The following is a 6183-nucleotide window of genomic DNA, read 5'->3' as shown; positions in this document are numbered from 1 at the left end:
ATGCCACGATCAAAAGGCCTCCCCCGTGCGACACGGGGGAGGGGAACCATGCGTAGCATGGTGGAAGGGGCGCCTTGAGCGCGTATGGACATTGTACGCCTCTGTTATTCTTTCGCTGCAATTTCGCGCACGATGGCGAGGGTCAGCTCTGCCGCCTCGTAGAGATCCTGCTCGCGGATGCTCTCCTCCTTCGTATGGCAGTCCGTCATGCCGACGCCGAGGACGGTGGTCGGCACACCGTAGGCATTGAAATGGTTCGCGTCCGAGCCGCCGCCCTCCTCCTCAAGCACGACGGGGAAGCCGAGCTTTTCTGCGGCGCGGCGCAGATACTGAATGGGAAGCGCGTCGGGGGGCAGTTCATAGGGATCGTAGTCCTTCTTGATGTCGATCTCCGCCGTACAGCCTGTCCCGTCGAGGGCTGCATTCACGCTATCGACCATACGCTGTGTGAGTGCGTCCAGCTTCGCCTTGTCGCGGCTGCGCGTCTCAAAGTTCAGCGTGCAGAACTCGGCGACGACGTTGGTCGCCGTGCCGCCCTCAATCCTGCCGACGTTGCAGGTAGTCTCCTCGTCGATGCGTCCCTGTGGAACGGCGGTGAGCACTCTGCCCGCCGCAGTGATGGCGTTCCTTCCTGCATCGGGGTCGATGCCCGCGTGTGCCGCCTTGCCCACGATGCGTACGGCGAGCTGATTTTTGCCGGGGGCTTTGAACGCCGCCCTGCCCGCGTGTCCATGCGTGTCGAGCGTATAGCCAAAATCGGCGGTGAGGAGCGATGCGTCGAGACAGCGCGAGCCGTTGACACCGCCCTCCTCGGCAACGGTGAAGACAATCTGGAGATTGCCGTGCGGGATGTCATCCTCCTTCAGACAGCGCAGTGTCTCAAGGATGGCAACCACCCCCGCCTTGTCGTCCGCACCGAGGATGGTCGTACCGTCGGAGCGGATGACACCGTCCTTTAAGACCGGTTTGATATTCGCGCACGGCTCAACGCAGTCCATGTGCGCCGTCAGCATGACGGTGGGGACATCCGCGACGGTGCCCTTGAAGTTCGCGACGATATTGCCCGTGTTTCCACCGAGTGCCTTGCCCGCCCCGTCCTCGTGAATCTCCGCCGCACCGAGATCACGCAGACGCGCTGTCAGCAGATCGGCGATCTCACGCTCATCGAGTGTGGAGCAGCGGATGGAAACCAGTTCGAAAAATTCGTCCAGTACACGCTTTTTGTCAATCATGGCTGCCTACTTTCCAAGGAAGAGGACGATCATAAAGGTAATCGTGGCGAGCAGCATCGGGAGTGCGTTGCGCTTCGACAGCTCCATCGGGCTGACCTTGGCAAGCCCCGCGCAGACGAGTGCCGCACCCGCGACGGGGGACATCGAGCGTCCGATCGAGCCCGCCATCTGCGCCAGCGAGCCAAGGTCGATGATGCTCATGCCGAACGATGCCGCCTGCGGCGTGATCGCACCGTTGAAGGCAAGCGCAGCAGCATCGCCCGAGCCGGAGATAATGGCGATGATGAATGGGCCGAACGCGCCCGCAATCTTTGCGATGGACTCCGATCCCTTCATCGCCTCGATGAGTGCGTCCGTGAGCCCCATCGCGGACATTCCTGCGGTAAAGACCGCCGCAGAGACGATGAGACCGATGACACCGCCGTACGCCTCGCCCATGCCGTCGAAGAACTTCTTCGTGATCTCCTGCGGATTCTGCCGTGTGACGATGAGGGCGAGCACCGTGCCGACGATCATTGCCGTCGGGACATCCGTGAGCGGCAGGACGGCGATCTGCTTGCTGCCGAGGACGAGCAGGACGAGCGGCACAAGCGGGACGAGTGCGTAGAGCGGATTGACCTTGAAGTCCTTGCCGCCCTCCTCCTTTTCGAGCTGTGCATGATAGGCGAGGCGGCGCGCCTCGTCGGGCCCTTCCTTACGCATTGCTGCAATGATGGTCAGTGCGACAACGGCGACGATGGATGCGACAATCGCGGCGGGCACCTGCGCCATGATGACGGTCATGAGATCGGTCTGCGCGAGATCCGCGACGAAGATGTTGTGCGCCTGTCCCGGGCTGATCGCACTGCCCCATGTCCCTGCGAGGACAGCCGCGCCCGCCATTGCGGGATGGACACCCGCCGCCATGAGCGTCGGGATGAGGATGCTGCCGACCGCCGCCGAGCAGCCCGCCGCGCTCGGAATGGCGATGTTGATCCACCATGTGAGCAGCGTTGCGAGCGGGATGAGGATGAATTTGCTCCGCGTAATCACTCCCGAGATGGACTCGACGAGATGGCGGTCGCAGGTCGTGATCTTCATGACGAACGAAAAGCCCATGACCGTACAGATCACGGGCACGAGTGAACCGTGTACCATCGTCTTGCTGAACGTCGCGACTGCATTGCCCGTGACACCGCCGATGAAGCACATGAGAAAGCCCGCAGCGAGGAGCACCATGCGCGTCTCATACTTCTTGATGATGGCGGCAAAGGCAAGAATGACGATGATTCCACCTGTAATTGCCAATGAAAAGACCTCCTTTGAAATAATCGAAAACCATACAAGTCTTCGACAAAAAAGAATAAATTCCTTCATACAAAAGGGACTATTGCACGAAGCTAGAAAACTTCATGCAACAGTCCCTTGTTATTATGTCAGCGGTATCGCTACAAGCGCCCCTTTCACCGCTTGCTGACCTGTCCAAGAAGCAAGCCCATAGGGCGCAGCTGATTGGGAAACAGGTCGTATGCGAAAACGTCCCAAGAACACGAGCGTTAGCGACGTGTGATTGGTTGACGTTGACCGCTCGCGGTCCCCCTCCCCTCGTGACGCACGGGGGAGGCTGGAATTATGGCATCTTAGCTTCCCCCGTCGCAACGGGGGAAGTGGCGAGCGCAGCGAGCCGATAGGGGCGTTCATGCAACAGTCCCTTTGTTGGCTGTTATGCAATTCCCGGACGCGTCATCTGGCGCGGTGAGAGGATGTGATTCAGCTCCTTTTTCGAGAGAATGCCCTGCTCAAGGATGATCTCGCGGATGGGCTTGCCCGTTGTGTACGCCTCGCGTGCGAGCTCGGCGGACTTCTCATAGCCGATGTGGGGCAGGAGTGCCGTCACGATGCCGACACTGTTGTCGAGCCATTTTTGACACTGCTCGACGTTCGGCTTCAGATCGATGAGGAGCTTGTCGACGAAGGTGTTGACCGCGCGCGTGATGTAGTTCAGCGAGTTGAACATATTGAACGCCATGACCGGCTCCATGACGTTCAGCTCGAACTGTCCGTTCTCCACCCCGAGCGTCACGGCGAGGTCGCCCGCGATGACCTGATAGCACGCCTGATCGAGCACCTCTGCAATAACGGGGTTGACCTTGCCCGGCATGATCGACGAGCCCGGCTGCCGCATCGGGAGGTGCAGCTCGTTCAGCCCGCAGCGCGGTCCCGATGCCATGAGACGGAAGTCGTTTGCGAGCTTGATGAGGACGAGTGCCGCATTCTTGAGCGCGGAGGAGAAATCTGCAAATGCATCCGTGTTGTTCGTCGCATCGATGATGTTCTGCGACGTACGGTACTGCTCGCCCGTGATCTCCGAAAGCCGTTTGGCGACCGCCTTGATGTAGGCGGGCTCGGCGTTCAGCCCCGTACCGACGGCAGTGCCGCCCATGTTGATCGTGTGGATGTGCCGCTGGACATAGCGGATGCGGCGCATGGAGCGGCGCACGGCAGAGGCGTACGAGCCCATCTCCTGTCCGAGCGTGATGGGAACGGCATCCTGCAAATGGGTACGTCCCATCTTGAGGATGGCGCGGAACGAGGTCGCCTTTTTCTCAAGCTCTGTGGCGAGACGGTCGAGCGATGCGAGAAATACCGTGCTCTTTGCCGAGAGGCAGACCTTGATGCCCGTCGGGAACGCGTCGTTTGTCGACTGCGCCATATTCGCGTGGTTGTTCGGCGAGATGATGTCATAGCGTCCCTTCGGATCGCCGCGCAGCTCGAGGGCGCGGTTGCAGAGCACCTCGTTCATGTTCATGTTGATGGATGTCCCCGCACCGCCCTGAATCGGGTCGACGGGGAACTGCTCGATATGCCCGCCCGCGATGATCTCGTCTGCCGCCTGCACGAGCACGTCGCCGATCTCGTGCGGGAGACGGCCTGTGTCCATGTTCGCGAGAGCCGCTGCCTTCTTTACCTGTGCGAGTGCCTTGATGAAATCGGGATCGAGCTTTTGTCCCGTGATGTTGAAATTCTCGATGGCACGCATCGTCTGCACACCGTAGTAGACATCATCGGGGACTTCCAGTTCACCAAGAAAATCGTGTTCCGTTCGCATGATACTCTCTCCTTTCGATGACTGCTGTATTGTCAGTCCAGTGCCTCAATCATTGCCGTAAAGCCCTTGACGAGCGTCTCAACACCCCTTGTTGGGTACTGGCTCTCAAGCCCCTTGCGCACAGCCATCTGCTCGGGCAGGTAGGGGATGTGGACAAAGCTTGCGGGGATGTGCGCCTTGCCCGCTGTGGTGAGGAGGTGGTTGCAGACATACGTCCCTGCCGAGTTCGACACGCTCGCGGAGATGCCCGCCGCCTTCATGTTGGCGACCTTCTTCTTGACCGGCAACGTCGCCCAGTAGGCGATGGGGCCGTCCTTCGCGATGGGGGCATCGACGGGTTGATTGCCCTTGTTGTCGGGGATGCGGAAATCGTCGATGTTGATGCCAATGCGCTCGACCGTAAATCTCATAGCTGTCGAGTGCCTCCTTATCGCTCTCCGTCACCGACCAGATTCCGAGGGGCGTTGCCGTGCCCTTTTTCTCTGTGAGTGTCAGATAGACGCGCGGCGCACTGCCGCGATACTCTAGCGCCGTGTCCGCGAGCTGCGCAGTACCAACAATCACTGCGCTTGGACATCGCTCCCGCATTGCCGCGACATTCAGATTACTGCCATAGGCAGCATAGAGTCTCTTCATCACATTCCTCCTGTTTTTCAACAATTGTATACAGTATACAACATAATGTAAAGAATGGCTATGGGTTTTGAAAAATAAAAATTGTTTTGTGTATGTCGGACATAAGAACGAGGGGGCTGCTCTCCGAAGTAAAGCTTCGGAGAGCAGCCCCCTCGTTCTTATGAATGGTAGGATTTTGTGTGGTCAGTGAATCTCAATCTGCTTGCGTGCGGGTGCGTCCGCCGTCTTCGGCAGGTTCACCTGCAGCACGCCGTCCTTGAACTCTGCGTGGATGTTTGCGTCGTCGATGCCGTCGATGTAGAACGAGCGGCTTACCTCGCCCGTGTGACGCTCGCGGCGGATGTAGTTCCCCGCATCGTCCTTCTCATCGTTGGATTCCGTGCGCGAGGCGGCGATCGTGAGATAGCCGTTCTCGTAGTGGAGGGCGATGTCCTCCTTCGTCATGCCCGGCAGATCGGCGGTCAGCTCGTAGTGATCGCCGCTGTCCTTCACGTCCACCTTGAACGAGCTCGCGCCCCAGTTCGCAGCGGGGAAGTCATCGCGGAAGAAGGAATCGTGCATTGCGTCCAAGAGTGCGAACGGATTCGCGTTGTCACGCTGTGAGAGGTTCCGACGGCCGGCAAAAGGTACAAGTCCAAACATGGTAATCAACTCCTTAGAGGTTTGCGGCATATGCGATGTTTGGTATTCGATATGCCATTCAGTTGCTTTTGATTGGGCAGGTGATTTGAATCACCTTTCGATTGTTATTATATCTCAAATAGTCAAAAAGTCAATATGTCAAAAAGAAAAAATTGAAAAATTTTTGGAAGGGACTATAATAGGGAAAGCAACACCATTGATTTTACGAGGAGGAATGATATATGGAGAAGGATATTCTTTTTATCGGCTATCCGAAGTGCTCGACCTGCCAGAAGGCGGAGAAGTTTCTGCGTGCGCACGGGTGCGATGCTCCGATGCGTGACATCAAGTCGGAGAAGCCGACGGCAGACGAGCTGCGTGCGTGGCACGCGCAGAGCGGGCTGCCGCTGAAGCGTTTCTTCAACACGAGCGGGATGCTCTATCGCGAGCTTGCGCTCAAGGACAAGCTGCCCGCGATGACGGAGGAGGAGCAGTACGCAGTGCTTGCCTCGGACGGAATGCTCGTAAAGCGTCCGCTCCTCATCACGAAGGATCGCGTGCTCACGGGCTTCCGCGAGAAGGAGTGGGCGGAGCTTTTTGCGTGAG

At 58.6% G+C, this 6183-nt stretch carries 6 protein-coding genes; 1 reads left to right on the top strand and 5 read right to left on the bottom strand.

What is annotated here, in order from left to right; translation table 11 throughout:
- Nucleotides 1–104 precede the first annotated feature (104 nt).
- The 5 genes from HMPREF9334_RS03535 to HMPREF9334_RS03515 form a co-directional block, all read right to left on the bottom strand.
- Nucleotides 105–1232 (bottom strand): M20/M25/M40 family metallo-hydrolase, encoded by a 1128-nt coding sequence (locus HMPREF9334_RS03535; protein ID WP_006692125.1) that lies wholly within the window; start codon nt 1230–1232, stop codon nt 105–107.
- A gap of 6 nt (nt 1233–1238) precedes the next feature.
- Complete coding sequence (gene dcuC, locus HMPREF9334_RS03530; RefSeq protein ID WP_006692124.1) at nt 1239–2519, bottom strand: C4-dicarboxylate transporter DcuC; 1281 nt, start codon at nt 2517–2519, stop codon at nt 1239–1241.
- Between the two features lie 415 nt (nt 2520–2934).
- Nucleotides 2935–4320 (bottom strand): aspartate ammonia-lyase, encoded by a 1386-nt coding sequence (locus HMPREF9334_RS03525; RefSeq protein ID WP_006692123.1) that lies wholly within the window; start codon nt 4318–4320, stop codon nt 2935–2937.
- Between the two features lie 32 nt (nt 4321–4352).
- Nucleotides 4353–4730, bottom strand: a complete 378-nt coding sequence (locus HMPREF9334_RS03520) for a pyroglutamyl-peptidase I family protein (protein ID WP_006692122.1) — start codon at nt 4728–4730, stop codon at nt 4353–4355.
- Between the two features lie 409 nt (nt 4731–5139).
- Nucleotides 5140–5598: an Hsp20/alpha crystallin family protein gene (locus HMPREF9334_RS03515; RefSeq protein ID WP_006692121.1), complete on the bottom strand. Its 459-nt coding sequence runs from the start codon at nt 5596–5598 to the stop codon at nt 5140–5142.
- Between the two features lie 221 nt (nt 5599–5819).
- On the opposite strand from HMPREF9334_RS03515, the gene HMPREF9334_RS03510 reads away from it, so the two are divergent.
- On the top strand, nt 5820–6182 hold the full coding sequence (locus HMPREF9334_RS03510; RefSeq protein ID WP_006692120.1) for an arsenate reductase family protein: 363 nt from the start codon (nt 5820–5822) through the stop codon (nt 6180–6182).
- The last annotated feature ends 1 nt before the right edge of the window (nt 6183 follow it).

The sequence above is a fragment of the Centipeda infelix ATCC 43532 genome (genome assembly GCF_000234095.1).
Taxonomy (GTDB): Bacteria; Bacillota; Negativicutes; order Selenomonadales; family Selenomonadaceae; genus Centipeda; species Centipeda infelix.
The sequence above is the reverse complement of the archived record's forward strand: the minus strand, read 5'-3'. Positions and strand labels throughout refer to the sequence as shown.

Excerpts from the sequence above, each read along its gene's own strand:
- HMPREF9334_RS03510 (WP_006692120.1), top strand. The coding sequence starts at position 5,820 with ATGGAGAAGGATATTCTTTTTATCGGCTATCCGAAGTGCTCGACCTGC.
- HMPREF9334_RS03515 (WP_006692121.1), bottom strand. The coding sequence starts at position 5,598 with ATGTTTGGACTTGTACCTTTTGCCGGCCGTCGGAACCTCTCACAGCGT.
- HMPREF9334_RS03520 (WP_006692122.1), bottom strand. The coding sequence starts at position 4,730 with ATGAGATTTACGGTCGAGCGCATTGGCATCAACATCGACGATTTCCGC.
- HMPREF9334_RS03535 (WP_006692125.1), bottom strand. The coding sequence starts at position 1,232 with ATGATTGACAAAAAGCGTGTACTGGACGAATTTTTCGAACTGGTTTCC.
- HMPREF9334_RS03525 (WP_006692123.1), bottom strand. The coding sequence starts at position 4,320 with ATGCGAACGGAACACGATTTTCTTGGTGAACTGGAAGTCCCCGATGAT.